Source organism: Hymenobacter sp. B1770 (assembly GCF_049896385.1).
In the GTDB taxonomy this organism is placed as follows: domain Bacteria; phylum Bacteroidota; class Bacteroidia; order Cytophagales; family Hymenobacteraceae; genus Hymenobacter.
The window spans coordinates 1-26,478 of the sequence record NZ_JAFCUF010000014.1; the positions used below are offsets into that span (position 1 = coordinate 1).

Annotated in this window: 17 protein-coding genes; 10 read left to right on the forward strand and 7 right to left on the reverse strand. The window is 60.3% G+C overall.

Features of this window, described 5'->3' with window-relative positions; genetic code table 11:
- Positions 1-433: 433 nt before the first annotated feature.
- Both ACP7AJ_RS19820 and ACP7AJ_RS19825 read right to left on the reverse strand, forming a co-directional pair.
- Positions 434-889, reverse strand: coding sequence for a hypothetical protein (locus ACP7AJ_RS19820; protein ID WP_426061941.1), 456 nt, complete (start codon positions 887-889; stop codon positions 434-436).
- 104 nt (positions 890-993) lie between these two features.
- Positions 994-3,285 (reverse strand): aconitate hydratase, encoded by a 2,292-nt coding sequence (locus ACP7AJ_RS19825; protein ID WP_426061942.1) that lies wholly within the window; start codon positions 3,283-3,285, stop codon positions 994-996.
- Between the two features lie 262 nt (positions 3,286-3,547).
- Here ACP7AJ_RS19825 and ACP7AJ_RS19830 point away from each other — a divergent pair, with 262 nt between their 5' ends.
- The 3 genes from ACP7AJ_RS19830 to ACP7AJ_RS19840 all read left to right on the forward strand — a co-directional run bounded on the left by ACP7AJ_RS19830 (position 3,548) and on the right by ACP7AJ_RS19840 (position 6,965).
- Complete coding sequence (locus tag ACP7AJ_RS19830) at positions 3,548-4,849, forward strand: peroxiredoxin family protein (RefSeq protein WP_426061943.1); 1,302 nt, start codon at positions 3,548-3,550, stop codon at positions 4,847-4,849.
- Between the two features lie 139 nt (positions 4,850-4,988).
- Positions 4,989-5,846 carry a universal stress protein gene (locus ACP7AJ_RS19835; protein WP_426061944.1) on the forward strand — a complete coding sequence of 286 codons (858 nt, stop codon included), beginning with the start codon at positions 4,989-4,991 and terminating at the stop codon, positions 5,844-5,846.
- Positions 5,847-6,089: 243 nt separating this feature from the next.
- Complete coding sequence (locus ACP7AJ_RS19840) at positions 6,090-6,965, forward strand: universal stress protein (RefSeq protein ID WP_426061945.1); 876 nt, start codon at positions 6,090-6,092, stop codon at positions 6,963-6,965.
- Positions 6,966-7,315: 350 nt separating this feature from the next.
- On the opposite strand, the gene ACP7AJ_RS19845 is transcribed toward ACP7AJ_RS19840, so the two are convergent.
- A complete protein-coding gene (locus ACP7AJ_RS19845; RefSeq protein WP_426061946.1) occupies positions 7,316-8,731 on the reverse strand; it encodes a cytochrome P450 in 1,416 nt (471 codons plus the stop codon).
- A gap of 154 nt (positions 8,732-8,885) precedes the next feature.
- On the opposite strand from ACP7AJ_RS19845, the gene ACP7AJ_RS19850 reads away from it, so the two are divergent.
- Entirely contained in the window at positions 8,886-9,182 is a 297-nt protein-coding gene (locus ACP7AJ_RS19850) for a hypothetical protein (RefSeq protein ID WP_426061947.1), read from the forward strand.
- A gap of 170 nt (positions 9,183-9,352) precedes the next feature.
- Here ACP7AJ_RS19850 and ACP7AJ_RS19855 read toward each other — a convergent pair whose 3' ends face one another.
- Positions 9,353-10,360 carry a polyprenyl synthetase family protein gene (locus tag ACP7AJ_RS19855; protein WP_426061948.1) on the reverse strand — a complete coding sequence of 336 codons (1,008 nt, stop codon included), beginning with the start codon at positions 10,358-10,360 and terminating at the stop codon, positions 9,353-9,355.
- A 124-nt stretch (positions 10,361-10,484) separates the two neighbouring features.
- Here ACP7AJ_RS19855 and ACP7AJ_RS19860 point away from each other — a divergent pair, with 124 nt between their 5' ends.
- The 4 genes from ACP7AJ_RS19860 to ACP7AJ_RS19875 all read left to right on the forward strand — a co-directional run bounded on the left by ACP7AJ_RS19860 (position 10,485) and on the right by ACP7AJ_RS19875 (position 17,930).
- Positions 10,485-11,345 (forward strand): alpha/beta hydrolase family protein, encoded by an 861-nt coding sequence (locus ACP7AJ_RS19860; RefSeq protein WP_426061949.1) that lies wholly within the window; start codon positions 10,485-10,487, stop codon positions 11,343-11,345.
- On the forward strand, positions 11,342-11,863 hold the full coding sequence (folK, locus tag ACP7AJ_RS19865; protein ID WP_426061950.1) for a 2-amino-4-hydroxy-6-hydroxymethyldihydropteridine diphosphokinase: 522 nt from the start codon (positions 11,342-11,344) through the stop codon (positions 11,861-11,863). Before ACP7AJ_RS19860 ends, folK begins: the two co-directional genes overlap by 4 nt.
- A gap of 485 nt (positions 11,864-12,348) precedes the next feature.
- On the forward strand, positions 12,349-16,884 hold the full coding sequence (locus tag ACP7AJ_RS19870) for a gliding motility-associated C-terminal domain-containing protein (RefSeq protein ID WP_426061951.1): 4,536 nt from the start codon (positions 12,349-12,351) through the stop codon (positions 16,882-16,884).
- Positions 16,885-16,958: 74 nt separating this feature from the next.
- Positions 16,959-17,930 carry a PorP/SprF family type IX secretion system membrane protein gene (locus tag ACP7AJ_RS19875; protein ID WP_426061952.1) on the forward strand — a complete coding sequence of 324 codons (972 nt, stop codon included), beginning with the start codon at positions 16,959-16,961 and terminating at the stop codon, positions 17,928-17,930.
- Positions 17,931-18,099: 169 nt separating this feature from the next.
- Here the strand turns inward: ACP7AJ_RS19875 and ACP7AJ_RS19880 are convergent, their stop codons facing one another.
- From ACP7AJ_RS19880 to ACP7AJ_RS19890, 3 genes are all read right to left on the reverse strand, one after another.
- Positions 18,100-19,341, reverse strand: coding sequence for a hypothetical protein (locus ACP7AJ_RS19880; RefSeq protein ID WP_426061953.1), 1,242 nt, complete (start codon positions 19,339-19,341; stop codon positions 18,100-18,102).
- Positions 19,342-20,277 (reverse strand): ACP S-malonyltransferase, encoded by a 936-nt coding sequence (gene fabD, locus ACP7AJ_RS19885; protein WP_426061954.1) that lies wholly within the window; start codon positions 20,275-20,277, stop codon positions 19,342-19,344.
- A 143-nt stretch (positions 20,278-20,420) separates the two neighbouring features.
- Positions 20,421-23,390 carry a gliding motility-associated C-terminal domain-containing protein gene (locus ACP7AJ_RS19890; protein WP_426061955.1) on the reverse strand — a complete coding sequence of 990 codons (2,970 nt, stop codon included), beginning with the start codon at positions 23,388-23,390 and terminating at the stop codon, positions 20,421-20,423.
- Positions 23,391-23,686: 296 nt separating this feature from the next.
- Here ACP7AJ_RS19890 and ACP7AJ_RS19895 point away from each other — a divergent pair, with 296 nt between their 5' ends.
- Positions 23,687-24,442, forward strand: a complete 756-nt coding sequence (locus tag ACP7AJ_RS19895) for a succinate dehydrogenase cytochrome b subunit (RefSeq protein WP_426061956.1) — start codon at positions 23,687-23,689, stop codon at positions 24,440-24,442.
- A 101-nt stretch (positions 24,443-24,543) separates the two neighbouring features.
- Positions 24,544-26,478 carry a fumarate reductase/succinate dehydrogenase flavoprotein subunit gene (locus ACP7AJ_RS19900; RefSeq protein WP_426061957.1) on the forward strand — a complete coding sequence of 645 codons (1,935 nt, stop codon included), beginning with the start codon at positions 24,544-24,546 and terminating at the stop codon, positions 26,476-26,478.

The window sequence follows — 26,478 nt, forward strand, 5'->3', positions numbered from 1 at the left end:
AGTCATTGGCCATGCACTCCGCGCGAATTAAAATTGTCATCGACAATCACAATACCACCTTAACTTAGACCACTGCCGGAAATTCTATCAAAGGGAGTGCTGTTAATAATACTATCACCAAATTTGCGGATGGCACATTTGCTGCCTCCTTTACCGGCACCACTTTAAGTGGGACGTTTTCAGCGGCGCAAACCGAGTAAACTTATTCCATAAAAGAAGTTCCGTCAAACGTTGATGCCCAGAATTACATAAAAACGGCCACCTCAGTATTATGGGGCGGCCGTTGTTACTTAGGCCTCTAAGTAAAAACCGGTCGTGCCGCAATGGAGGCTCAGCCCCACGTCATGATTAGTCACCAGTTATGCTATGCTAAACTCGCGCCATTTCGGGGAAGGCCTACCGTAATGCCCTCGGGCCTTAACGGAACAAGCAACTAAATTGTCGCGGCTGCCCTATTGGTTTCCTTGCGCATAACTATAAGATTACCGACAAGCATTACCAACGCACTTGCTATCCATAACCAATACCCTGAGCAAGTTTCAGCAATTTTCGAATAGCCTCCTGCCTCGTTGACCATCACTTCTCTAAAAGCCAGGAATGAAAGCATCAGTAGCAATGCAAAGCCGCTCGTAAGCACTGCAAATTTGGTGAAATTCAAAGCCAACATCCAAGATAGGAGCAAGAATGGATTGGCAAACCAAGTGAGTGCAACTCCCCCTCCAACTATCCCCAGCCATCCCACTAGCAAAACACTAACTGCCTGTGTGCATTCCCCATTCTGGTCCGCCTCAGTGCAGTAGGCATACTGCGTCAACGAAATGGCAAACAAGGCCATGCTGCTTACGATAATTATCCATTTAAAAGCCTTGCTGTTATCGCTATGACTCATACGAAAATTGATTTGTAGAACAGAGCGCAGCTTGTCAGAAACCAAAACGGCCGCCCCAGATTCCTGGGGCGGCCGTTGTTGCTTACGCTTCTAAAACGAAGAAACTACTTCTGCGACATCTGAGCAGAGCCACTTTCCTTCAACCGAATCAAGTTCAGGGCCGAGCCGGCTTTGAACCACTCAATTTGACCCTGGTTGTAGGTGTGGTTGAGGGTGATGAGGTCGGTGTCGCCGTCGGCGTGGTGCAGACGGGCCTGCAGGGGTTCGCCGGGCGTGAAGTTGGTCAGGCCGAGGATGTCGATGGTGTCCTCTTCTTCAATCAGGTCGTAATCGGCCTTGTTGGCGAAGGTGAGGGCCAGCATGCCTTGCTTCTTCAGGTTGGTTTCGTGGATACGCGCGAAGCTCTTCACAATCACGGCGCGCACGCCCAGGTGGCGGGGCTCCATGGCGGCGTGCTCGCGGGAGGAGCCTTCGCCGTAGTTTTCATCGCCCACTACCACGGTGCCGATGCCCATGCTCTTGTAGGAGCGGGCAGCCTGCGGTACGGTGGTGGTGCCGTCGCCCTGGGTCACAAACTCCCGCACCTCGTTGGCCTTGCCATTGAAGGCGTTGGTGGCTCCGATGAGCATGTTGTTAGAGATGTTGTCCAAGTGGCCGCGGTATTTCAACCACGGGCCGGCCATCGAAATGTGGTCGGTGGTGCACTTGCCCTGGGCCTTGATGAGGAGGCGCAACCCTTTCAGGTCGGTGCCTTCCCAAGGCTTGAAGGGTTCGAGCAGTTCAAGACGGTCAGACGAAGGGCTTACCAATACCTGCACCGTGCTGCCATCGGCAGCGGGCGCCTGGAAGCCGGCATCCTCCACGGCGAAGCCGCGGGGCGGCATCTCCACGCCCTGGGGCTCGTCGAGCTTCACGGGGCCGTTGGTACCAGGCAGCGTGTCGGTGAGGGGGTTGAAGGTCAGGTCGCCGGCAATGGCGAAGGCCGTCACGATTTCGGGCGAGGCCACGAAGGCGTGGGTGTTCGGGTTGCCGTCGTTGCGCTTGGCGAAGTTGCGGTTGAAGCTCGTGATGATGGAGTTCTTGCGCTTAGGGTCGTCGGTGTGACGGGCCCACTGACCGATGCACGGACCGCAGGCGTTGGCGAGCACCACGCCGCCCATTTCGGCAAACGTATCGAGGAGGCCGTCGCGGGCCACCGTGTAGCGCACCAGCTCCGAGCCGGGCGTGATGGTGAACTCAGCGTTCACGTGCAGGCCTTTTTCCACGGCCTGAGCGGCGATGGAAGCGGCGCGGGTGATGTCTTCGTAGCTCGAGTTGGTGCAGGAGCCGATGAGGCCTACTTCCAGCTTAGCGGGCCAGCCGTGCTCGCGCACAGCAGCGGCGAACTCCGAGATGGGCCAGGCTGCGTCTGGCGTGAAGGGGCCGTTTACGTGCGGCTCCAGCTCGGATAGGTTGATTTCGATGAGCTGGTCGTAAAAACGCTCGGGCTGGGCATACACTTCGTCATCAGCACGCAGGTGCTCGGCTACAGCGGAAGCAGCGTCGGCGATGTCGGCGCGGCCGGTGCCGCGCAGGTACTCAGCCATTTTCTCGTCGTAGTTGAACACCGAGGTCGTAGCCCCGATTTCAGCACCCATGTTGCAGATGGTGGCTTTGCCGGTGCAGCTCATGGCTTCGGCACCTTCGCCGAAGTACTCCACGATGGCACCCGTGCCGCCTTTCACGGTCAGGATGCCAGCTACTTTCAGAATAACGTCTTTGGGAGCCGTCCAGCCGCTGAGCTTGCCGGTCAGCTTCACGCCAATCACCTTGGGAAATTTCAATTCCCAAGCCATGCCAGCCATTACGTCAACGGCGTCGGCGCCGCCTACGCCAATGGCAATCATGCCCAAGCCGCCCGCGTTGGGGGTGTGCGAGTCGGTGCCAATCATCATGCCGCCGGGGAAGGCGTAGTTCTCGAGCACCACCTGGTGAATAATGCCGGCGCCGGGCTTCCAGAAGCCGATGCCGTATTTATTGGAAACCGAGGCCAGGAAGTCGTACACTTCCTTGTTTTCGGTGTTGGCTTCGGCGAGGTCGGGCGTGGCGCCGTCTTTGGCCTGAATGAGGTGGTCGCAGTGCACAGTGCTGGGCACGGCAGCCGTGGGCTTGCCAGCCTGCATGAACTGGAGCAGAGCCATTTGAGCCGTGGCATCCTGCATGGCCACCCGGTCGGGGGCAAAATCGACGTAGGTAACGCCGCGCTCGAAAGCTTGCTTTACTTCGCCCCCATAGAGGTGGGCGTAGAGGATTTTCTCGGTGAGGGTGAGCGGGCGCGCCACCGCGGCGCGGGCCGCCTCGATGCGGGAACCCATGCCGTCGTACACGGCGCGAATCATTTCCAGGTCGAAAGCCATAGGATGCAGTAGTAAAAAAAGTGGTTGTGCAAATGTAGTACCTGCGCTAAGTTGTACCTAGCCGGAACGTGGGAATACCCTTTTGGGAGAGTACAACTATAAGGTAACGTAGGTTTTTGGGCTAGCGTTGGGCTGCTGCCACAATGCTTTAGTAAAGCCTCTCCCCTATTAGAACAGCAGAGCGGCACAACTTATTGATGCAATTAGCAGTTGTGGCCCCCGGCTGGCACTGCCAGCATTCTCTTCGCACTTTTGCACTATTATGACTACGATTTCCCTCCGCTTGCTGGCCACGGCCGCCGCGGGCCTGAGCCTGCTGGCCAGCTGCGATTCCTCTTCCACTAAAAAAGAAGGTACCGACACCAACGCCGCTGCTGCCGGCACGGCCTTGCCCGCCGGCCTCAAGCCCGGCCTTTGGGATGGGTTTGTAAAAGCTCAGAACAAGGCCATCAATTTTACAATGGACGTGGCCGTGGAGAACGGTAAGCCGGTAGTTTACTTGGTAAACAAAGGCCTCGACGGCGAAGAGCGGCTGCGCTGCGACGACATCTCGGCCGCCGGCGACTCGGCCACCATCCGTCTGCACGTGTTCGACGCTGCGCTGGTGGTGCGGCCCGATGGCGAGAACAAGCTCACCGGCACCTGGGTGAAGTACGACGCCGCCACCCCCTACCGCCTGCCGGTGGTAGCGCTCTTCGGCGAGCGGCCCCAGCCCGCGGCCGCGGCCGGAACTCCGGACTTCAACGGCACCTGGCGGGTCACGTTTAAGGAAGACGAGGGCAAGACCTACCCCGCCGTTGGCGTTTTCAAGCAGGAAGGGGCGGCCATCCGGGGCACCTTCCTCACCACTACTGGCGACTACCGCTACCTCTCCGGTTCGGTGCTGCCCAGCGGCATGGGCATGTCGACGTTCGACGGCAACCATGGCTTTCTCTTTCAGGCCACCAAGCAGCCCGATGGTACCCTCAAAGGCGATTTTTACAGTGGCAAGGGCGGCCACGAAACCTGGACCGCCGTGCTCGACCCCAACGCCAAACTCCCCGACGCTTACTCGCTGACGTCCCTCAAAGCAGGCGAAACCAAGCTCGATTTCAAATTCCCCAGCGTGTTTGAGGGCGGAGTGGTTTCCCCTTCCAGCCCTATTTATCAGGGCAAGGTGGTGGTAATTCAGCTGCTGGGCTCCTGGTGCCCCAACTGCATGGACGAAACCGCTTTCCTGGCGCCCTGGTACGAGAAAAACAAAGACCGCGGCGTGGAAGTAATCGGCCTGGGCTACGAGCGCAGCCCCGACTACAAAGTCGCATCGGCCCGCCTGCGCAAGCTGCGCGAGCGCTATAACATCAAGTACGAACTGGCGGTGGCCGGCGTGTCCAACAAGGACTCGGCCGCCAAATCGTTGCCCCAGTTGAAGCAGGTACTGGCCTTCCCCACCACTATTTTCCTTGACAAAAAGGGCAACGTTCGGAAAATTCACACCGGTTTTGCCGGCCCTGGCACGGGCAAATATTACGAAGAAGAAATTGCTGGCTTCAACCGGGAAGTAGATAAACTATTGAAAGAATAGTGCATAGCTAAAAAAGAAAGGCTAAATTGTAATAACCCGTCGCACAGCGGCTTACCGCCGGCAACCCTCTTGCGTATAAGGTTATGGCGGGGAGTGGCTGCGCCGGGTTATTACAATTTTTCACCTTTCTTTTTTAGTTATGAAAAATATACTTGTACCCACTGATTTTTCACCTGAGGCGCACTACGCCTACAAGGTGGCGCTACAGCTCGCCCGGCACACGGGAGGCAGCGTAATGCTGCTGCACATGCTCGAAGAACTCGGCGACACCGCAGGCGGCTTCAGCACGGTGGGCGGCCCGGTTGGTGGCGCCGGGCTTGACCAAATCTTCCCCATAAAGCTTATTGAGGCCACCAAGCGCCGGCTGCAGACCCTGCAGGACGAAGCCGCGCTGCGCGCGCCGGGGGTGTCAGTTCGGCACACCGTGAGGACCGGCGCGGTGGGCGAGGGCATTCTGCGGGTCATTCAGAAGTATGGCATCGACCTGGTGGTGATGGGGGCCCGCGAGCATAGCGGCATTCAGCACTTCTTTGTGAGCTCAACCACCGAGCGTATCATTCGCCTGGCGCCCTGCCCGGTGCTTACCGTGAAGCACGAGCACGAGCAGCTTGAGGTGCGCAACATTGTGTTCCCCTTCGATTTTTCGGGCAATCCGGAAGGCGCGCTTGAGGGCTTGCGCCAAGTGCAGGCCGTTTTCCCAAATGCCAAGCTTCATCTGCTGCAAGTGATGGTGGGGCACCACACCGAGCCTAGCCAGCAGCAAGAGCAAATTCAGGAGTTTGCCCGCAAGCACCAGCTCACCAACTGGCAGCCGGCCGTGGTAGAGGCCGACCGCACCAGCACCGGCATCGAGCAATATGCCCAAAGCGTGCATTCTGACTGGGTGGTGATGCCCACACACGGCCGCTCGGGCCTGAGCACCTGGCTGCGGCCCAGCGTAGCCGAAGCCGTGGCTACCCATGCTTTTCCGCCGGTACTCACCTACCATTTTCAGTAGCGGCTGCCGGTGCCGGGACGCCAGAAACGCCCACCCGGTACTGGCATCGTTAAGCTACGGTCCGACGCATGCTGTTCAGGTAGTGAGCCCGAAATTATAGCACCTCCACCGCTTGCGCTTGAGGGAACATATTCATAATGATGCACTAGCTGCGATATGCAGCAGCTTACCCAAAACGGTAAATACGCGTAAGAGAATAGATGTTTATGGCGTTTTGCCTGTTTCACCTCTCTTCTTTTACCGATGAAAAACATTCTCGTCCCCACCGATTTCTCTGCCGAATCGCACCATGCGTACGAGGTAGCGCTGCAGTTGGCCCAGCAAACGGGTGGTAGTGTCACCCTGCTGCACGTGCTTGAAGCGCCAGAGTCGGCTACGCCCAACTTCAGCACCTTTGGCGGGCCCGTGAACGGCGCCGAGCTGCCCAACAGCACCGGTGGAATGGACCAGCTGTTCACCATCAAGCTCATGGAGGTGACCAAGCGCCGGATGCACCAGCTCAAGGAAGAGGCCGCGACCCTGGTCCCCGGCGTATCGGTGCAGGACACGGTGGAAGTATCGCGCATTGGCACTGGCATCCTGACTGCCGTTGAGAAATACGACATCGACCTGGTGGTAATGGGTGCCCAGGGCCACGGCGCCATAGAAGGCTTTTTTGTCGGCTCCAACACCGAGCGTATCATTCGCCTGGCGCCCTGCCCGGTGCTAAGCGTGAAGCACCCGCAAAGCGGTTTCGACGTGCGCAACATCGTGTTCCCCTCCGACTTCACCGAAGAGGCGGCCGCAGCCATCGAAGGCCTGCGCCAGGTAGTGGCCGCCTTCCCCAACGCCACGCTGCACCTGCTCTATGTCGCCTCCAATACCGACGGCACCACCGCGGAGCAGCACATTCAGGTGTTTGCCGAACGCGTTGGGCTAACCAACTACAAGATTGATGTCGTGAACGCAGTCCGTACCTCCACTGGCATCGAGCAGTTTGCGCAGCAGGTAAAAGCCGACCTGGTGGTAATTCCAACCCACGCCCGCACCGGCCTGAGCCGCCTCCTGCAAACGAGCATCGCTGAAACGGTGGCTACCAGTGCTTTCCCGCCAGTGCTTACTTATCATTTGAAGTCGTAAGGGTGGCACCCTGCCGTGGGAACCTCACCCCTGCCGGGCACGGCCCCGACCCCTCTCCAAAAGAGAAGGGAGCCTGACGCTATGCTGAAGGCGCTTGTCATTGCGAGCGCAGCGCGGCAATCTGTCCTATTCTAAGCGACTAACTCTGAGAAGTGACAAAGCCCCGGCACTGCGCAGTGCCGGGGCTTTTCGTCTCATTGACGTGTCTGGTTTTTACAGAACGGATTGCTTCGTCGTGCCTCCTCGCAATGACAGACGCGCCGCCGTGGCTCCCCTCTCCGCGGGAGAGGGGCCGGGGCCGTGCCCGGCAGGGGTGTGGTTCCTTCGCGTGAAGTTCCGCGCCAGCACCATCAACTGCGCAACCGCAGGCGCACCTGAAAATCAGTGCGAGGACGTAGCGTGATGAGCGGCTGCATGGTCACGGGCGCCTGACCGTCCACCCATTCTATCTCAAACTGCCGGAGCAGCTCCAAGGTCACAAGCTGCATCTCGGTAAGGGCGAACTGCATGCCGATGCACAGGCGCGGCCCGCCCCCAAAGGGGACGTAGGCGAAGGGCTGAACGGGCCGCGCCTGCCCGGGTGCGAAGCGCACCGGCCGAAATTCTTTAGGGGAGTCCCAATATTTTTCGTCGTGGTGCAGGCCGTAGAAGTAGAGCGAGAACAGCGTGCCCTTCGGGATGCGCAGGCCGTTGTAGGTATCGTCGGCCAGGGCCACGCGGTCTACCATCCAGGCGGGTGGGTAATGGCGCATGGCTTCCTGCACGGCGTAGAGGGCTTTGCCTAGGCGCGGGAGGTCTTCAAACATGGGCATGCGGCCGGCCAGCACCGTGTCCATTTCGGTGCGGATGCGGGTGGCTTCTTCGGGGTGGTGGGCCAGCAGGTACGTAAGCCAGGTGAGGGCGTTGGCGCTGGTTTCGTGGCCGGCAATGAGCAGGATGAGGGCTTCGTCGAGCACCCGGTCGGGGGTCATAGGCTCGCCGGTGTCCTCGTAGCGCACATCGAGCAGCATTTGCAGCAGGTCGTCGGGCGAGGGAGCGTTGGGCGCTTGGTTGGCCTGCTGGCGCTGAGCTATGTAGTGGGCAAGCAGCGTGCGCAGCTCGGCGGCCAGCGCGTCGTGGTAGCGAAACTGGCCGCGCAGCCGAAACCAGGGCTTGAGGTAGGGCTGCCGAATGGAGCGCACGAAAAACGCCTGAATTTCGGTAATCAACCCGGCCAGCCGGTCGAGCTCGGCTTCGGGAAAGTTGGTACTAAACACCGAGCGGGCAATAATGCGAAAAGTGAGCCGGGTCATCAGCTCGTGCACCGGTACGGTGAGGGCACCTCCCCCGCTAGCGGCCTGGGCAGCCAGCGGGGCCAGGGTTTCGGCGGTTATCTCCTGCATCAGGCCCGTGAGCGCAGCCACCCGCTGCCGGTGAAAGCCCGGCTGAATCAGCCGGCGCTGGCGCAGCCAGTCGGGACCGTCGTTGGTGAGCAGGCCGTGGCCCACGTAGCGCGAAAAGCCCTGGGTAAACTTTGATTTGGCGTAGTTGCGGTGGTTTTTTTGCAGGATGTGCTGCGTCAGGCCCGGGTCGCGGGTGAGGATGCTCTTCTCCACTCCGCCAATGAACAGCTCCACAGTGTCGCCGTAGCGGGCCAGGGTCATGTCCAGCACCGGCATCGGGTCCTTGGCCAGCGCAAACGAGCGCAGCAGGGACCGCCAGCGCGGTACTCGCGGCAAGCAAAAGGAGCCTTCCTGTGCTTTCTGTTCAGTTTTTAATGCTTCCATAGCTCATCCTTGGCTTCGACTCGCAACCCGGTGCGGCCGCCAAAAATAACCGCTATCCGGGGCCGATTCATCTTTTTTCAAATCAGCCGCGTAAACCCAAGCGAAGTGCGGCCCGCCGCATTTCTTCCTTTCCTCAAACTAACCCTTTCCCCTTATGTGGATTCAGCAAAACCCCAGCTCGCCCGCTCCGCTTGCCGACCTGCAAGGCCGCGCCGTTGGCCTCAAGTTCGAGTGCGAACAGTGTAATACTGAAGTATTTACCGACCTCATCGGCGTACCCGCCCCCAACGAGCACGCCGACTCAGTGGAGCACGCGGAGAACCACGAGATTGAAGAAATAAAGTGCCCCGGCTGCGAAATCACCCATTCTTTGGAAGTAGAAAGCTCGTTCGATGGCGTGACCTTCAAGGTGAGCGATGCCAAGGAGGTAAGCTACCAAGTGGCGCAGTAAGTAACGCCTGTCATTGCGAGCGCAGCGAAGCAATCCGTCCTGTTAAAACCAGACACTACAATAATGTAACAAGGCCCTGGTACCGCGCGGTGCCAGGGCTTTGTCGCATCATTGGGTTGGTCGCTGAGAACAGGACGGATTACTTCGGCTCCGCCTCGCAATGACTTGCGTTACTTTTCCCGCTCTATCGTGTAGTTAATCAACTCCTCCAACGACGTCCGGCTCGGCGACTCCGGAAATGTGTGCAGGATGGCCAGGGCCTCGTCCCGGTACTGCTTCATGGTAGCGATGGCATAGTCCAGTCCGCCCGATTTCTTCACAAATTCAATCACCTGCTGCACCCGGTCGCGGTGGCCTTCGTTGTTTTTCACATTGAAGATAACCTTGCGCTTTTCCAGCCATGACGCCTGCTGCAGGGCATAAATCAGCGGCAGCGTCATCTTCTTTTCTTTGATGTCGATGCCCACGGGCTTGCCAATTTCGGCAGTACCGTAGTCGAACAAGTCGTCTTTGATTTGGAAGGCGATGCCCACCTTCTCGCCAAACAGGCGGGCCCGCTCAATCACCTCCTTATCGGCACCCACGGAGGCCGCGCCCACGGCCGTGCATGAGGCAATGAGCGAAGCAGTTTTTTGGCGAATGATGTCGAAATAAACGTCCTCGGTGATGTCCAGCTTGCGCGCTTTCTCTATCTGTAGCAACTCGCCCTCGCTTAATTCCCGCACTGCGTTGCTCACAATTTTCAGCAGGTCGTAATCATCGTTTTCCAGGGCCAGCAGCAGGCCGCGCGACAGCAGGTAGTCGCCCACCAGTACGGCAATCTTGTTCTTCCACAGCGCATTAATGGAGAAGAAGCCCCGGCGGTAGTTGCTTTCGTCCACCACATCGTCGTGCACGAGAGTGGCAGTATGCAGCAGCTCGATAAGCGCCGCACCGCGAAATGACGACTCTGGCAGAGGCTCGTTGGTGGCGGGCTCGGGCCGCGCCGCCCGGGCCGTGAGAAACACGAACATCGGCCGGATTTGCTTACCCTTCCGCTTCACAATGTACCCCATTATCTTGTCGAGCAGCAGCACTTTGGTGCGCATCGACTGGCGGAACTTGTGTTCAAACTCTTCCATTTCGGCCGCGATGGGGGCCTGAATTTGGTCGAGGGAGAAGGTCGGAGTATGGGGCATTGCGGCGACAATGATACGGCAGAACAGTGGAGAGGCCGACCTGCCGGCTCCCAACTTTTCGCCCTGGTTGCCGATTGTAACCATTGGAACGACTGTTTGGCTAGCCTCTCCCCTACCTTCGCCTATGCTCATTCACTCGCCTTTTCTACTCACCGGCACGCACCACGGTCGGGCTTTCGAAGCCGACGCCACTTATCAAGCCACTGGCCAGCCTAAAGCAGTGGTCGTTTTCGTGCACGGTTTCAAGGGGTTCAAGGACTGGGGCCACTTTCCCTTGCTCGCCGATTTTTTTGCGGAGCGTGGGTTTGTGTTCGTAAAACTAAACCTCTCGCACAACGGCATCGTGGTGGGCGGCACCGGCGACCTGGAAGACCTTGACGCCTTTGGCCGCAACAATTTCAGCATTGAGCTCGATGACATTGGCCAGCTCATCGACGCCCTGTTCACGCCCGATGCCACGCCCGTGCCCGCCCCGGAAATGGACCTGAGCCGCCTCTACCTAGTCGGCCACAGCCGCGGAGGCGGCCTGGTGCTGCTGAAAGCGGCCGAAGACCCGCGCGTGCGCGCCGTGGCTACCTGGGCCGGCATTGCCGACGTAGACCAGCGCTGGCCCCAGCCCATGCTCGAGGAGTGGCAGCGCACCGGCATCCTGCACGTGCCCAACCTACGCACCGGCCAGCAGTTGCCCCTGCAGTATCAAATTGTGGAAGACTACATCGCCAACCGCCCGCGGCTCGATATCCCGCACAACGTGCGCCGCCGACTGCGCCAGCCCCTGCTGCTCGTTCACGGCGATGAGGACGGAACCGTGCCCGTAAATGCCGCCCATACCCTGCACGAGCTAAAGCCCAACGCCGAATTGCTGCTCGTGCCTGGGGCGGGCCATATGTTTGGCGGCGCCCACCCCTGGCCCGAAACTACTCTGCCCGAAACGGCACGCTTCATTGCTGAACGCACCGCCGACTTTTTCCATCGCCAGGCGTGAGTTTCGGTGCACCCACTTCGCCTACCTTGGCCTATCTGCTGCTGGGCAGTAACCTCGGCAACCGCGCCGCGCTACTTGCTGCGGCTCGTCAAGAACTGGCCACCACCGCCGGCGATATCGTGGCGCAGTCGGGCCTCTACGAAACCGCTGCCTGGGGCCGTGAAAACCAGCCTGCTTTCCTGAACCAAGCCCTTGCCGTGCGTACGTGGCTGCGGCCCGAAGAATTGCTAGCGGCCTGCCAAGCGGCCGAGCAGCAGGCCGGCCGTCGGCGCGTGGAGCAATGGGGCAGCCGCACACTTGATGTCGACATTCTTTTCCATGGTAGGCAAGTAATTGAATCGCCTGACCTCACCATTCCGCACCCGCGGCTGCCCGAACGCCGTTTTGCGTTAGTGCCACTGGCCGAGATTGCTAAAGCGCTGCGTCATCCGCAGCTGGGCCTGACCGTGACTGAGTTGTTGGCACACTGCCCCGACCCGCTTCCGGTACGGCCGTGGCCGGGCGAATTAGGTGCATAAACAATGATTAAAATGTTGTTTTGGCTTTAAAACGCTTTGCTAAGATTACTGAGACAGTTTCACCGTTTTATGGCCCGTCGTGGTCATCCGGTGTCCGTTTGCAAGCGTGATGGATTGCACAAAAACCCCCTAGCAGGGTATAGAGGCCAAATATTTAGGAAACCGGCGAGCGTTAGAACAGACTCCAGAGGCTGCTTGGCCATGCAGCACCAAAACCGGTGGTTGGTGCCGGCCTTCATTACTATTCCGACATTGCCTTGCACAAACGTGGCTGGTAGTGCGTAGCTTTACTAGAACCGGCTGGCAAAGCTTTTTGGCAAACGCTTTTTAGCAATAGTAAGCCACCAGGCCCTTTTCTTTAGGGCGGGAGCGGTACTTTTCATTTTGAAGTACCTGCCCTACCTGTCCGCCCACTTACTCGCCCGACTATGCCCGCAGAGCTATCGCATCCTGCCCCATCTAGTACCAGCGTTTTTTCCTTTCATTTGTCTGAAACCGGCCGAACGGCCGGACGGGTGCGGCTGGCCACTGGCTGGCTGCTCACACTGCTGCTCCTGTTGCTGAGCGGCGCGGCTACCTCGGCCTTTGCCCAAGGACAGTCCCCCCCGGAGTGCGCGGCCGATGAGAAGTTTGCCAACACCTGGTACTTTGGCTTCAAGGCGGGGCTGGACTTCAACCAAGCCTCTAATGACTCCCTTCCGAAGGTGCTCACTAATGGGGCCATGGATGCCCCCGCCGGCTCAGGGGTGATGTCGGATAAGGACGGGAATATTCTCTTTTATAGCAACGGCGAAACCGTTTGGAACGGGGACGGCACCGTGATGACCAACGGCACGGGATTGGCGGGCAACCGCTTCACCACCGACGGCCCCCTGCCCATTAAGAAGCCGGGCATAGTTCTGCCGGGCCAACCGATGCGTTACCTGCTCTTCACCCTGAAAGACACCGTGGGCCTGAGCTACTCGGAAATAGAGATTCCCGCGGGCGGTGGGCCGGGCACCGTCATACTTGCTACCAAAAACACGGCCCTGGTCCGCGGCACGGCGGAGAAAATAACGGGCGTGTTCCATAAAAACGGCTGCGATATCTGGGTTATCACCCACGGCTGGGGCGATGCCAAGACCGGCAATAACAACCGGGGCGATGCTTTTCTGGCCTACCGCGTTACGGTGGCCGGGGTACAGCCTACCCCCATTATTTCGGCCGTCGGCAGCTTGCACACGCGGAGTGTGGCAGCCCTGGGCTACAAAGGTCAGATGAAGGTGACCCCCGATGGCCAGCGGTTGGCCCTGGCCCGCTACAGCGAAGTGGTGGGCGACAGCAGCAGCACTGTCGAACTGTTTGGGTTTGACACTGGCTCGGGCCAAGTAAGCGCCAACCCTCAGGTTCCGTTCATCGTGGATAGCGGCGCCGGTAAATACTATGGGGTGAGTTTTTCGCCCGGTAGCTATCTCTACGCCACGGTGAATAACCCGCCCAAGCTGCTGCAGTTCGATATCAGTGGCAACGGGCCGGTTACGAAGGAGGATATTCCGCTCAAGCAGAAAACCCCCGTCGACCTGGGCTCGATGCAGGCCGCGCCTGATGGTAAGATTTACGTGGCCCGCGACAACCAGCCCGCGCTGGGCTTCATTCCCTACCCCGACTCGCTAGGGGCCAAGGTCGGCTACGCCGACGACAGCCTGCAGTTAGGTGGCCGCTTAAGTGGCCTGGGCCTGGTTAACTTCAACCAAAGCTCCCTCTTGCGCGTGGGGCCCAGTGCGCAGATAACGGGATGTCGGCAAATTACCTTCAGGGCCCCGCCCATTGACTTCGATAATAAGACCTATTCCTGGACGTTTGGCGACGGCACTACCTCAACCCAAGAGAATCCCGTTCATACTTACGCCACGCCCGGCAACTACACCGTAACGCTGCGCATCACAACCGAGTGTTTTTGTCGCGAAAGCTCGGGCATTATTCAGGTGCCAGATTTGCCGAATCCGGGTGGCATTGCCAGCCCGCAGACGCTGTGCGCCGGTCAAACGCCTGCCCTTCTTACCAGTGCTACCAATGCTTCGAGCGATGCCGCTCTGCCGCTCGTTTACCAGTGGGAAACGTCGACGGATAACGCTACTTGGACGAATGCCCCTGGCGCGGCCACCGGGCCAACCTACCAGCCAGCAGCCACGCTGCCGCCCGGCCAGACTTTTTTCCGGCGGCGTGTTCAATTGCTCTTGCCCGACCTCTCAGGCCCTTATTGCACCCCCACCTTCACTGCTTCGGTAGCGATTACTGTCCTCCCAGCTCTGACGGCCGGCACCATTGCCGCCGACCAAACCGTGTGCGCTGGCAGCCCCGTAGCACCGCTCACCAGCACCGCGCCAGCCACGGGCGGTACGGGCACCTACGACTACCAGTGGGAAGCATCCGCGGATAACACAACCTGGGCACCGATTAGCGGGGCCACTGGTGCAACGTTGGCGCCCGGCCAGTTGGGCGCCACTACTTATTTCCGGCGCCGGGCTAGCTCGGGCAGTGCTTGTGCCCCGGTCTTTTCCAATGTAGTTACCATAACCGTAGTACCTTCCTTAGCACCCGGCAGCATTGCGGCCAACCAAGCGCTTTGCGCTGGCACTCCTGCTACTCCCCTCACCAGCGAGACCCCGGCCACGGGCGGCTCAGGAAGCATCGATTATCAGTGGGAAGCATCAGCCGATAACACGAACTGGACGCCCATTGGCGGGGCTACCGGGGCAACGTTGGCGCCCGGCCAGTTGGGCGCCACTACTTATTTCCGGCGCCGGGCTAGCTCGGGCAGTGCCTGTGCCCCAGTCTTTTCCAATGTAGTTACCATCACCGTAACCCCGGCGCTTACGGCTGGCACCATCGCTGCTGCCCAAACGGTGTGCATTGGCAGTGCTGCGGCACCGCTCACGAGCACTGCCCCGGCTACGGGTGGCACCGGCACGTTCGCTTATCAGTGGGAGTCCTCGCTCGATAATAGCACCTGGACTGCTATTCCCGGTGCCACTAGTGCCGACTACGCACCTGGCATGCTCACGGTCAGCACCTTTTTCCGCCGCCGCGTAACCTCAGCGCCTTGCGGTCCGGAATTTTCGCCGCCTGTCGCCATTACGGTGTTGCCGGTGCTGACTGCCGGCGTCATTGCGACCAACCAAAACATTTGTGCTGGCACCGCACCGGCCCCTCTCACCAGCACCAGCGAGGCCGGCGGCGCGGGCAACATCGTTTATCAATGGGAGTCCTCGCTAGACAACAATACCTGGACGCCGATTGGTGGGGCCAGCGCCTCGACGTACGCACCGGGCCAGTTGAATGCGACTACCTACTTCCGGCGCCAAGCAACTTCGGTTAGCGCCTGCGCCCCGGTCGTGTCCAATGTCATTACCATTACCGTAGCCCCGACGCTGGTAGCCGGCACCATTGGCACCGACCAGACGGTGTGCCCGGGCGCTACGCCTGCTTCCCTCACCAGCACGGCTGGGGCCAGCGGCGGCACCGGCAGCTACAGTTACCAGTGGGAATCATCGGGAAACAACGCGAACTGGACGGCCATTGCCGGCGCTACCGGCGCGGGTTATGCACCCGGAGTGGTTACGTCTACCACCTACTTCCGCCGTCGGGTAACCTCAGGGCCTTGCGGGCCGGAGTTTACGGCCTCCGTTGTTGTGACGGTGTTGCCCGCCCTGACGGCTGGCAGCATTGCAGCCGACCAGGTCATTTGTTCCGGCACCGCACCAGCGCCCCTAACCAGCACGGCCGGGGCCAGCGGCGGCACGGGCACGTTTGCCTACCAATGGGAATCGTCGGCCGATAACATTAACTGGACTGCTGTAGGTGGCGCTACCAGCGCGACTTTTGCGCCCGGCCCGCTCACGGCCACCACGTACTTCCGGCGCCAGGTGACTTCGGGTACCGGTACCTGCTCAACGGCGGTTTCCAACGTGGTGACGATGCAAGTGCAGCCCGTCGTGACGCCCACGGTAAGCCTGACGCCCCCGCCCGTGCAGTGCCCCGGCACTGCCCTGAACTTCACGGCCGTAGCCACCAACGCGGGCCCTGCCCCCACATTCCAATGGTTTGTCAACAACGTGGCTGTAGCTAGTGGGCCCACATTCAGCAGTAGCACGCTGGTTACCGGCGATGTTGTACGCGTGGAAGTAACGCCCACGGCGGGGCTGTGCAGCACGGGTCCAACCGTGGCCTCAGTCACGGTGACGCGCACACCCACACCGTTGCCCACGCTGGCTATTGCCGTGCAGCCGGGCGGTGCGGTGTGCCTGGGCGCGCCGCTTACGTTCAGCATCGCGAGCGTGACCGAGGCCGGCCCGGCTCCCGAATACCAGTGGCAGGTTAATGGCAACGACGTGGCCGGCGCCACGGGCCCGGTTTTCACTAGCACCACGCTGCGCGAAGGCCAAATCGTGACGCTGCGCCTGCGCACAATCAACGCTTGCGCACAGCAGGTCACGGTGGTTTCCAATGGCATAACGGTGCGCATTCTGCCGCCGGTTGATGTGGATGCTGGCCCCGACAAGGAGATTCTGGCTGGCACGTCCGTGGTGCTGGAAGGCCGCGCCGATGGCAACTACCCTGTTACCTGGACGCCCTCTATCGGTCTGACTTTCCCCGGCAACAACCCGCTGCGGCCCGTGGCCGCGCCCCTCGAAACCACCACCTACACCCTATCGGCCGGCGAAGGTGGCTGCGCCGACTCTGACCAGGTTACGGTAACTGTGCGTCCGCCTATCCGCATCCCCAATGCCTTCACGCCCAACGGTGATGGCCGCGACGACACCTGGCAGATTGAGTTCATCGAGCAATTCCCCGAGAACACTGTGAGCGTGTTCAACCGCTGGGGCAACCGTGTCTTCTCGGCCGAAAACTACAGCCGAGCCAATGAGTGGCGCGGCGACATCAACGGCCAGCCCGCGCCGGTGGGCACCTACTATTACGTCGTCGTCACTAAGGGCCCGCTGGGCAAGTCTTACAGTGGTTCGATTACGGTTTTGTATTAATCAATAGTGCGTCACACGGAGCTGGCCGAAGCAAAGCCAGCTCTTTCTTAGCTAGACAATTAGGCCCAAATGCTATGAGAAGAGCTCTAACGCTCCTGTTTCCGCTGCTGCTACTGGCCGCCGCGCCAGCCCTGGCCCAGCAGCAGGCCCAGTACAGCCAGTACATGAACAACAACTACATCCTGAACCCCGGCGCAACCGGCGTGGAGGATTACATCGACATAAAGTTCAGCCACCGGACCCAGTGGACGGGCCTGGAGGGAGCCCCCAAAACCTACTACGCCAGCGGCAGCTCCTCGCTGGGCAAGTGGCGCAGCACGCCCAAGCGCACCATCCGCGACCGGCGCCGGCCGTTTCACGCGGTGGGCGGCCTCGTCTACAAAGACGAGACCGGGCCCACGAGCCGGACGGGTGCCTACCTGTCCTATGCTTACAACCTCCTGCTAACGTCTGACCTGCGGTTGGCGCTGGGCATGTCGGCCGGCATGCAGCAGTTTGCCGTCGATGGGCAGCGGCTGCGCTTCTTCGACCCCACCACGGTTGCTCCCAGCGCCGCCTCGCGGGTCCTGGATGGGTCGGTGGGCTTGTGGATGTACAGCTCCAAATTCTACTTGGGCATATCGGGCGCCCAGCTGTTGGGCAATCAGCTCAACTTCTCCTACGGCCCCGGCCAGATGGACGTGGGCGCGTCCGGCAACACCCTAAGACGACATTACTTTGCCACGGCCGGGGTGCGGCTACCGATTAACGACGATTGGTCGCTGGTGCCGTCGGTGCTGGTGAAGGCCGTGAACCCGGCCCCACTCTCCCTCGACGTGAATGCCAAGCTCAAGTACCAGGACCTGCTGTGGGCCGGCGTGTCGTGGCGCGCTACCGATGCGTTCGTGGGGATGGTGGGCCTCAACTACGAGCAGTTCACCCTGGGCTATTCCTACGATGCTGGCCTCTCTGAGCTGGCCGGCTACCACAACGGCAGCCATGAGGTGCTGCTGGGCTTGCGCCTCAAGAAAAAGGCCCAGGTGGTGTGTACCAACCGCTTCTGGTAGGAAACAGCAACGGGTTTTTTAAGTGGCCACCTGAACAGGCAAAAAGCACGGTCATGCTGTGCGCAGCCGAAGCATCTCTACCGCTTCATTGAGCCGATTGGTTTAGTACTGAGGTAGAGATGCTTCGACAAGCTCAGCATGACCGTTAGGGTATTTTCCGAATAGCTTCTTAATGCGCCGCCGTCCACTCCAGCGGGGCGAGTTGGCGCAGGGCCATTGCGTTGCTGATAGAGCGACCAGCGGCATACGCCAGCCACAGACCCACGATGCCGATAACCAGCCAGGACAAACAGCTTCTGCTTCCTGGCTGAACTGTAGTCCAGCGCCCTATTCTTTGGAAGGCCAATAGCATAACCGGCCCGAAAAGCACGCTGCCATACCGTTCGCCATCGTAGAGGCCGGCGGCGCTGCGAGTAAAGGTGGTAGCAATAATTAACTGCAGAATAAAGAAACCCGTCGCCACCCACAGCACCCGTGGGAAACGCGTGCGCCACTCCTTAGCTACTTCTGGCGCGCCTGAACCGTTCGGCAGCGCTAGGGCTGGCTGTTGCGGTAGCAGTAGCGCCATCACCCCAAACAGGGTCAACACCCAAAGCCAAGGCACTTCGGGGCGCCATGCAGCTCGCACCGGCAGTAGCCAGCGGCTCAGCACAAATCCATAGTCAGCCCAGGAGCTGAAAAACTGAGTCCATCCCTTGTTGTAGCGGTAAACGCTGGGCGCCGCCAGTAGCAGCGAGTAGTAGTGCCAAGCCAGCCCTCCTACCGCGCTCAGGCCCAAGTGGGCCAGCACCTGTAGGCGCTGCTTCGGGAGCAGCACCCGGGCTTGCAGCAACAAGCCCAGCCCCACCCCGGCCAGCAGGAAAAAGCCTGGCGTCCGATGCAGGGGCAGCGCAAACCCCAAGGCAGTGGCCAGCCCCCACCAGCGCACTTGTCCGGTGTTCAGCCATCGGAATAACGCCACGGTGTACCCTGTCACCAAAGCCACAAACACCATTTCGCCCCACACAAACTTGCTCACCACCAGCCAAGGCGTGGCCAAGGCCAACGCCCACGGAAACACCATCGCCAGCGCCCCCGGCAGCAGCCAGCGGCCCAGCCGGCTCCAGGCCAGCAAGCTGGTTACCAGGGCCAGGGCATGCAGCACGCGCAGCGCTCCCAGGCCGCCACTCAGCGCCACCAGCACGGGGTACAGCGGCGGCCAGTAGCGATAGGCTGACCCATCGGGATGCAGCAGGAGGCCAACGGTGCGCAACGTGCCAGCCGCATGCACATAGTAACGCGAGTCGGCGGTGCCGGCCAGGCCCGGGGCGGTGGCCAGGACAAACAGCCCCAACTGCACCAGCACCGCCAGCGCTACTGACCAGCCAAACCACCGCGGCCACCCCGAGGGCTCCAACCAGCGCAGCCCCACTTAGCCGAGAACGGCCGTGGGCACAATTTTCTTCACCAGCCCTTGCAGCACTTTGCCGGGGCCGCACTCTACAAATTCGGTCGCCCCATCGGCCGCCATCTGCTGCACCGACTGGGTCCAGCGCACGGGGGCGGTGAGCTGGCGCAACAAGTTGGCCTTGATTTCGGCGGGCGACGAGTGCGGCAGCGCGTCCACGTTCTGGTATACCGGGCAGCGGGCCTCGCCGAAGGTCGTTTTCTCAATGGCTTCGGCCAGGGCGGCGGCAGCACTTTGCATGAGCGGCGAGTGGAAAGCCCCGCCCACGGGCAGCGGCAGAGCGCGCTTGGCACCGGCGGCCTTCAGGGCTTCGCAGGCCTTGGCCACGCCCTCGGCCGAGCCGGAGATAACCAACTGGCCGGGGCAGTTGTAGTTGGCAGCCACCACCACCGAACCTGCGTCGGAAATTTCCCGGCAGATGCGTTCCACGGTGGCATCATCGAGCCCCAGAATGGCGGCCATGGTGCCAGGCTGCTCTTCGCAGGCGGCCTGCATGGCCTGGGCGCGGCGGGCCACCAGCGGCAGGGCGTCTTCGAAGCGTAGCACCCCGGCCGCCACCAGGGCCGAGAACTCGCCCAGGGAGTGACCGGCCGTCATGGCGGGCTGCAGCTCGGGCCGGGCCACAAACTGAGCCACCGAATGCACAAAAATGGCCGGCTGGGTTACATTGGTGCGGCGCAGGTCTTCCTCGGAGCCCCCGAACATGATGTCTGTCAGGCTAAAGCCCAGGATGTCGTTGGCCTGGGTGAGCAAGGCGCGGGCGTCCAGGCTTTGCTCGAACAGCTCGCGGGCCATGCCCGGAAACTGGCTGCCCTGGCCGGGAAAAACAATGGCAGATTTGAGGGATTCGGAGGAGTTGGTGGGGTTCACGAGGACACTTGGAGATAAATGAGAAGGCATTTCCGGGGCCTAAAGCCGAGCCAACCACCGCAGCAATTGGAGATGCAAGCTGCACATAAACCGGCCAACCTCACAAATCAAGCACGGAAAAGGCCACTCCTCTCGAAGTGGCCTTCCCGTCTATTTTGCATCAGCGCTTCCTATTAGCGCCTAATCTCAACCCAGCCTTTGTAAGTACGCTTGGTGTTGGCAAAGTCGGCAAACTCCACCTCGGCTAGGTAATAATATATGCCGTCCGATACACGCGCTGCTTTGCCGTTGCCCGACTCGCCGGCGGGCCCGCCGCCGTCCCAGTTTATGAGCACCGGGTCAGCCGGCGTGGTCACGTTCTCGAAGACCTTCACGCCCCAGCGGTTGAAAGCCTGAAAGCGCACCCGCCGCACGGGGCTGTGGTTCTTGGGCCGGAACACGGGATTCTGCTCGTCGCCGTTGGGGGTGAAGATGTTGGGCAGCATGAAGAACACGCAGTTGTCCTGGCAGGCCACGTTGCTCGTGTCCGAGCGCACCCCGCCCGGCGCCACGGCCTGCACCGCATAGCACCCGCCATTGAACTCCAGGTTGGAGTGAGCGAAGCGCCGCTCGGTGGGGGTGCCCACCAAAGTGAAGGGCCCGGTCGGCCCCGGCCGGTAGTACACCCGGTAGCTGGCAATGGTGGTATCGCAGCCCGCAGGCTGGTTGCTCAGCCTCCAGCTTAGCTGATTGGTGTAGCGGTCGCTGGCAGTGGGAAACACGGGCCGGTTGGCCAGTTCTTCACAGTCGGTGGGCGCCAGCGTCAGAACGGGTCGGCACAGTGGCGTGCTGAGCAGCAGGCATCGTACCTGGCTGCGGTTTATCAGCGAGCTGAGGAAGGGCACACCGGGGTACTGCCCATTGGTCTGCACGTAGTAGCAGTACGTCTGGTTTCTACGCAGAGCGGGGTCGTTGTCGGTATAAACGCCGCCGGTGGCAGTTGTCGGGGCCGTACTCAACTGAACAAAAGGTCCGGTGTTGCCGGTGCGCCGGAAAATAACGACCGGCCGCAAGCTGTTATCCCACGGCACCTGATAGGTCCAGCGCACAGTCACGGCCGTGGCCTCGGGGTTGGCTGGCACAGCGGTGGTGTACACGCTGCTAGCCGTAGGGGCTACCTCCCGGATGGGGGCGCGGTTATCGCTGGGCGGGAAGGTGCGCACAAACTCCAGCCGATACGTGAACTGCTGCTCCTCGGTGTTGATGTTGGTATCGGTATAGCAGGTATCGGCCAGCGAGGTGAGCGTGGCAACGGGCGTAAAGGTCGTGGGCGTCAGGCCCACCCCACGCGAGAGCACATAGCTGGGGGTACCCTCCAGGGCACCGCCGCCGCTCTGGAGCGGACGAGTCCAGCAGACCTGGATTTGACCGTTGGTGACGCCGGTAGTTTCCACGTCAACTTTCACCAACCGAAGCGGACTACCGGGGAAGGCCGCACAGGCCTCCTGTGAGGCAATGCTGGCCCCGCCCGCCGGCAGCGGGAACTCGGCGTAGATGCGGTAGCAATAGTTTTGCCCACGCTCCAGGCCCTGGTTGTTGCCACTGGCGTTGGGATTGCTATCAGTGTAGGTGGTGGCATTGGCGGGCACTGAGCCCACCAAGGTGTAGCCAGCCGACGGAGGGATGCCCGTTTCGCAAGGACCCGGCACAAAATTTGACGGGTTCACCTTGCGGTAGATGAGGATGCGCGAGGCGTTGGCGCACTGGTAAAGGTTCCAGTCGAGTCGAACGCGGTTCAAATCGGTGCCGCTGCCGACAATGGGTGTGGCGCGCAGGTTTTGAGGTGCAGGCCCGACGACGGTAATGCGCCAGACCTGCTCGTCGATAAGCGGAGGGTTGGCAGCAGTGGGATTGACGGGTCTATCCTGGGCTTTGAACACCACCAGGTAGGGCAACCGGGCCACGTTGCTGCACTCGGTCTGCCATGTAAAGGTGCCCGAGGCCGTAGGTGGGCCAAACTGGGTCTGGCGGAAGGTGGCCGGAGGAATAATTCCCGAGTAGGCATAAAGGTCCACAGCCGTGGCCGGGCTCGTGGGCGACGACTGGTCGGTGGCCGTCACTACGCCGGTGGCTGTCTCCCCGGCAATCACGCATAGGTCCGGCGGCAGCGTCAGCAGTGGGCGCAGGTTGGCCGTGCCCGAGATAATAATCTGCATGTCGCGGATGACTACGCCTATCTCGCGGAAGCCGGCAGGGGTACGCCGAAACTCCCGCACTGCCATGGCCACGTTGTAGATACCCACCCTGATAGGGGCGTTCCAGGTAATCTGGCCGGTGCGCACATCCTGCACGAAGATGGCGTCATCTCCGTCCCTTCCGGCTGGGACTCCGTTATAGGCCACTTGCACTGGCCGAAAGCCGGGCGAGATGCTAGGGTCGTTGGGGTAGCGAAAGTTGGGTACGGGAGTTGGCAAAGGGGTGTTGTTACCCGGGCCTTGGCAAGGGTTGCCGACTATACTTTGAAGAGAACGATTGTCACGCTGGCTAACGCGCAATTCAAAGGCCAGGGAATCCCCATCGGCATCAAAAGCACCGGGATTGTGCAAAAACACCTGATTCACGCCCCCTTTGTCGACAGCCGGCGAAGTGAGTACTGGCGACCGGTTGCCCAGCAACGCGGGGTCCAGGGTAATGGTGGTGCTGATGTAAAAAGATTGGTCAACGGACCGGTCCATGTTCAACACGCCCGCATTGCGGTTTTCGCCAATAAAGCTCACCACAAAACTGCCGGACGAGGGAAACGTGTGCTCAAATAAGTAAATGTTCAGGCTGGTATCGGGGCTGCCCGGTACGGTGCGCTCGCCGCCCAGCCGGGGCACGCCTTCGAGGCAGCTGGAAGTGCCGTCGCCAAAAAAGATGGTAGCCGTGGGCTGTTTCACATTGGTCGTTGCGATGTCGGTATACAACACCATCTTGAAAAAAATACGACGTGGATTGCGGTTTGCCACAGGCAGCGTCGTGTCGGGTTTGGCCTGAATGTCGCCTGCCCGGATATGCGTAGCCCAAGCCGCCTGTGGTTGCAGGCCCAATCCACCCGCTAGCACCGCTACCAGTAGCGCAATGCGCGCCCACGCCCTAACCCACAGCAGAGTAAATTGTGTCATAGCAACTTGGTAAGAAGAGATAAAGAGAAGCAAAGAACGCCTTGGGCAGACAAGCCAGAACTATCCACAGGCCTAACACTTGCCAGACCGAAGGGTTATCGATTTGCGTGTAATAACGCGCCCGTGTGTGAAAACGATGCTCGGTTCGGATAGATTCACTGCGCTTCGCCAAGATTTTTTCTTGAAAGGTGCAAGATGAGCAAGAATCGAGCCCGCGCGTTGTTCGGTTAGCGGGTGGAACCTACCTTTGGGCACTAATAAAACAACCCTCTTCACTTCGCCAGTTTGGCTAATTTATGAGTTGGATAACAAAAACTTTAACCAGCAGCATCGGCCGGAAGCTCATCATGTCGATTACGGGCCTGTTTCTGTGCACGTTTCTGGTAGTACACCTGGTTGGCAACCTGCAGCTGTTCAAGCACGACGGGGGCGCAGCATTCAACGCCTACTCTCACTTCATGGGCACCAACCCCATTATCCGCACCATTGAGTGGGGCTTGGTACTGGGCTTTGGCTTCCACATTTACGAGGCGTGGGCCTTATACCGTCGCAACAAAGCTGCCCGTGGCCAAGGCTACGCGCAGTGGAAGGCCGAACAGAACAGCGAGTGGACCTCGCGCAACATGAGCCTGCTGGGCACCATCATCCTGATTTTCCTGATAGTACACCTCTACAACTTCTTCTGGCGCGCCCGTTTTGCTGGCGACCTGCCTAAAATGGGCGGTGCCGACCCCCTCACCCGCGACTACGACAACCTGTACCTGGCCGTCGTTTCCTCGTTCCAAATCTGGTGGTACGTGGCGCTGTACGTAGCCGCTCAAATCAGCCTTGGCTACCACTTGTGGCACGGCTTCCGCTCGGGCTTCCAAACCTTGGGCCTGAACCACCGCAAGTACATGCCCCTCATTAAGTACGCTGGCTACGTTTTCTCGGTAGTGGTAGCGGCTGGATTCGCGTCCATGCCCTTGTACTTTTTCCTGTTTACCAACGAGCGGGGCGATGTTGTTTCCAATGCGCCAGCGTTTTTCCAAAGCGTAGCCTCCGCCTTCTAATTGTTTTGATTACACACCAGTAGAATATTTATTAGGCGCAGAACACCTTCGCCCCTTGGCTGTTCTATAGGTCAATAATCACACCTTCACACCGTTACTTTATGCTGCTGGATTCCAAGATTCCCGAAGGCCCCCTTGCCGAAAAATGGGAGAAGCACAAGTTCAACGTCAAGCTTGTCAACCCCGCCAACAAGCGGAAATACGACGTGATTGTGGTCGGCACCGGCCTGGCCGGCGCTTCGGCCGCCGCCTCGCTGGCTGAGTTGGGCTACAACGTGAAGGCCTTTACCTATCACGACTCCCCCCGCCGCGCGCACTCCATTGCCGCGCAGGGTGGCATCAACGCTGCTAAAAACTATCAGAACGACGGCGACTCCATATTCCGCCTGTTCTACGACACCGTGAAGGGCGGTGACTACCGTGCCCGCGAAGCCAACGTGTACCGCTTGGCGCAGGTATCGGTGAACATCATCGACCAATGCGTGGCCCAGGGTGTGCCCTTTGCCCGCGAATACGGCGGCCTGCTGGCTAACCGTTCCTTTGGTGGCGCTCAGGTAAGCCGCACGTTCTACGCCCGCGGTCAAACCGGACAGCAACTGCTATTAGGCGCCTACTCGGCGCTGAGCCGGCAGGTTGCCTACGGCAAAGTGAAGCTCTTCACCCGCTCGGAAATGCTCGACCTCGTAGTGGTCGACGGTCAGGCCCGCGGCATCGTAACGCGCCACTTGATTACTGGCGAGGTTGAAACGCACGCTGCGCACGCCGTGGTATTGGCCACCGGCGGCTACGGCAACGTGTTCTACCTGAGCACCAACGCCAAGTACTGCAACGTAACGGCCCCGTGGCGAGCCCACAAAAAGGGTGCTCTCTTCGCCAACCCCTGCTTCACCCAGATTCACCCTACTTGCATTCCGGTGAGCGGCGACTACCAGTCAAAGCTCACGCTGATGTCGGAGTCGTTGCGTAACGACGGCCGCGTGTGGGTGCCGGCAACGGTAGAAATTGCCGAGCGTCTGCGCAAGGGCGAAATCAAAGCCACTGACATCAAAGAAGAGGACCGCGACTACTTCCTGGAGCGCAAGTACCCTGCTTTTGGTAACCTGGTGCCGCGCGACGTGGCTTCCCGCAATGCCAAGCAGATGTGCGACGAAGGCCGCGGCGTAGGCAGCAGCGGCCTGGCCGTGTACCTCGACTTTGCCGACGTTATTCAGCGTACCGGCGCGGCAGCAGTGAGCCAGAAGTACGGCAACCTGTTTGCCATGTACGAGAAAATCACCGACGAGAACCCCTATGAGTTGCCCATGCGGATTTATCCTGCGGTGCACTACACCATGGGCGGCCTCTGGGTTGACTACAACCTGCAAACCACCATCCCCGGCCTCTATGCCACGGGCGAGTGCAACTTCTCGGACCACGGCGCCAACCGTCTCGGCGCCTCGGCTCTGATGCAGGGCCTGGCCGACGGCTACTTCGTGATTCCCTACACCATTGGCGACTACCTGGCCAACACGGCTCCTAAGCCGGTTGATGCCAACCACCCCGCCTTTGCGGAAGCCAAGGCGTTTGTGCAGGCCCGCACCGAGCGGCTGCTCAGCATCAACGGCACGCGCACACCGGGTCAGTTTCACCGGGCATTGGGTCTCATCATGTGGGAATACTGCGGCATGGCTCGCAATGCTGAAGGCCTCACGCACGCCAAAGCCGAGATTCGCAAGCTGCGTGCTGAGTTCTGGCAGGATGTGAAAATCACCGGCACTGGTGAGGAGATGAACCAGGCGCTGGAAAGCGCTGGCCGCGTAGCCGACTTCCTGGAGCTCGGCGAGCTGATGGTGGATGACGCCTTGAACCGCAACGAAAGCTGCGGCGGTCACTTCCGCGAGGAATACCAGACGCCGGAGGGCGAAGCCCTGCGCGACGACGAAAACTACGCCTATGTGGCGGCTTGGGAATATCAGGGCGATAACCAGCCGGAGAAACTCAACAAGGAAGAACTAACCTTCGAAAACGTGAAGCTGACCCAGCGCAGCTACAAGTAA